Genomic DNA, 2,365 nt, shown 5'->3' with positions numbered 1-2,365 from the left:
GTTGTAGGGGCATTGCGGTGCAATGCCCCTACAACGACGCCGCGTAGCGGACTGCGTTGCGGAAGATTTGCAAACCATCACCCTCGCGCCGGGAGGGTTCGCGCGTCCAACGGGGATGTTGGTGCGGTAACACCGCATTTTCTGGGTGCGGCATCAGGCCCAACACATTACCCTGCGCATTACACAAGCCGGCGATATTATGCGGCGAGCCATTGGGATTGGCTGGATACCCTTCACCAATATAGCGCAGCGCCACCAAGCCGGCGGCTTCCAATTCGTCTAACGTTACCTGATCACGCACCGCGATCCGGCCCTCGCCGTGAGCAACCGGCACTTCGATCGGGCGTTCAATGCCACGGGTAAACAAGCAGCGGCTATTGCTTACCGCTTCCAACTGCCCCCAGCGGCATTCAAACTGGCACGACTCATTGATGGTGAGCGTGACCCGTGGCGGTTGGCGAGTGGGGCCGGGCAATAAACCGGCTTTGACCAACACCTGAAACCCGTTGCAAATCCCAATCACCGGGCGGCCATCAGCCACAAACCGCTCCAGCTCTTCGCCAAGGCGATGAATCAGATCAACCGCCAACAACCGTCCAGCGCCGAGATGATCGCCATACGAAAAGCCGCCGGGGATGACCAACATAGCGTAATCGGCCAACTTCACCGAACCCTCGGCAACCCGGTTGACATGCACCCGTTCCGGGAGCGCGCCAGCCAACTCACAGGCCAGCGCCGCGTCGGCATCACGATTGATGCCGGGCGCGCGCAAAATGAGAGCTTTTAGTTCCACCGAAACTCCATCTCCACCTCGCCGATCTGGATCAGATCACCCGATTTCAACCGTTGCGGCACATTCGGCGGGATCAACACCCCGTTAATCCGAGTACCGTTGGTGCTCTGCTGATCGGTGAGGGTATAGTGATCGCCGCGTCGCTCGATAATGGCGTGCAGACGCGAGGCGATCCCGCGGTCATGTTCAGCCAAATCCAATTCAGGAAAGTGAGCGCGGCGCGGATCGCGCCGGCCAATCCGCACCGGCGAATGGTTAAGCACCATCTCCCAGTGGCGGTAAGGCGAACGGACAATCAAGCGGGCCGGCGACAAGACCGGCGCAGGAGCGACAACCGGCCCGCCTTGTGGTAACGCGGTACCGCAACCGGCGCAAAACCGAGCCTGCGGTTTGTTGACCCTCCCGCACTTTTCACACACCACCCCAGCCGCCGGCGCCGGCGCGACCGGCGGCTGGGCAGCCACCGGCGGTTTGACCGGCGGCACCGGCGCCATCCGCACCGTCGGATCAACATACGGCGTCTTGAGACGCTTATGCAACGCCTGCTCAAGCTCGGCGCAACTAGCAAACCGCTGCTCGCGTTCGAGGCTCATCGCCCGAATAATGATTGCCTCGGTTTCCGGGGCCACCGAGCGGTTCATGCGTATGATCTCGCCACGGCGCGGCGGTTGTAACGGGATAGGCGGCATCGCTGTCAGCAGATGCAGCATGGTCGCCCCAAGCGCATAAATATCCGAGCGGGCATCGGTCTGCCCTTTGCCGTACTGTTCGGGTGGCGCGTACCCGGCTGACCCCATCGCGATCGTGTCTTTCGACTTGCCGATCTTGTGCTTGCGAGCCACGCCAAAGTCGATCAACTTGAGCACGCCGTCCGGGGTTAGAATCACATTTGGCGGCTTGAGGTCGCGGTAGATGATCGGCGGTTGGCAGGTGTGCAGATAGTGCAACACCCGACAGAGCTGAATCCCATAGCCGATCACCTGTTGTTCGAGCATCGGTGCATTCGCCTCGCGGATCATGGCTTCGAGCGTCTTGCCCGGCACAAACTCCATGATCATCGTCGGGCGACCTTCATACTCGAACAGATCGATTACCACTGGCAGGTTCGGGAACGAGAGCGACCGCAGCAATTCAGCCTCTTGCAGAAAGAGCTGGTGCGCTTCAGCCAACTCTTCGGCAGTTACCTCGCCAGCGGGCCGCATCTCCTTCAGGGCCCAAATACTGCCATCACTAGCCCGCCGCACCCGATAGACCGCACCCATTCCGCCTCGCCCGATGAGGTTGAGGATGGTGTAGGCATCGTCGGTGCCGCGGATCGTGAGATTGTCTGCCAACCGGTCGAGCATGAACATGGTGCTTGCAGTCTACCAATGTGCTAGGCCAATTATACCACTGTGGCAAACGCGCCGTGTGTTGGAGGATGCTACACCCGCGCCTCTCGTCACCTTGACGAACCGGGCAATGGCTGCTATAATCTGCGTTGTCGCGCCGAAGTGGCGGAATGGCAGACGCGGCGGTCTCAAAAACCGCTGGGGATCAACCCCCGTGTGGGTTCAAGTCCCACCTTCGGCA

The 2,365-nt window shown here is 60.7% G+C and carries 2 protein-coding genes and 1 tRNA gene; 1 reads left to right on the top strand and 2 read right to left on the bottom strand.

Annotated features, from left to right (window positions below; genetic code table 11):
- Positions 1–28: 28 nt before the first annotated feature.
- Together purQ and U9R61_RS02230 are read right to left on the bottom strand one after the other, a co-directional pair.
- Positions 29–793, bottom strand: coding sequence for a phosphoribosylformylglycinamidine synthase I (gene purQ / locus U9R61_RS02235; RefSeq protein WP_322487197.1), 765 nt, complete (start codon positions 791–793; stop codon positions 29–31).
- Positions 784–2,139, bottom strand: a complete 1,356-nt coding sequence (locus U9R61_RS02230; protein ID WP_322487196.1) for a protein kinase domain-containing protein — start codon at positions 2,137–2,139, stop codon at positions 784–786. The genes purQ and U9R61_RS02230 overlap by 10 nt, the downstream gene beginning before the upstream one ends.
- Positions 2,140–2,280: 141 nt before the next feature.
- Here U9R61_RS02230 and U9R61_RS02225 point away from each other — a divergent pair.
- Positions 2,281–2,365 (top strand) — tRNA-Leu (locus U9R61_RS02225).

Source organism: Chloroflexus sp. (genome assembly GCF_034431535.1).
Taxonomy (GTDB): Bacteria; Chloroflexota; Chloroflexia; order Chloroflexales; family Chloroflexaceae; genus Chloroflexus.
Note: the sequence above shows the minus strand (reverse complement) of the source record. Positions and strands in the feature narration are given on the sequence as shown.

Excerpts from the sequence above, each read along its gene's own strand:
- U9R61_RS02230 (WP_322487196.1), bottom strand. The coding sequence starts at position 2,139 with ATGCTCGACCGGTTGGCAGACAATCTCACGATCCGCGGCACCGACGAT.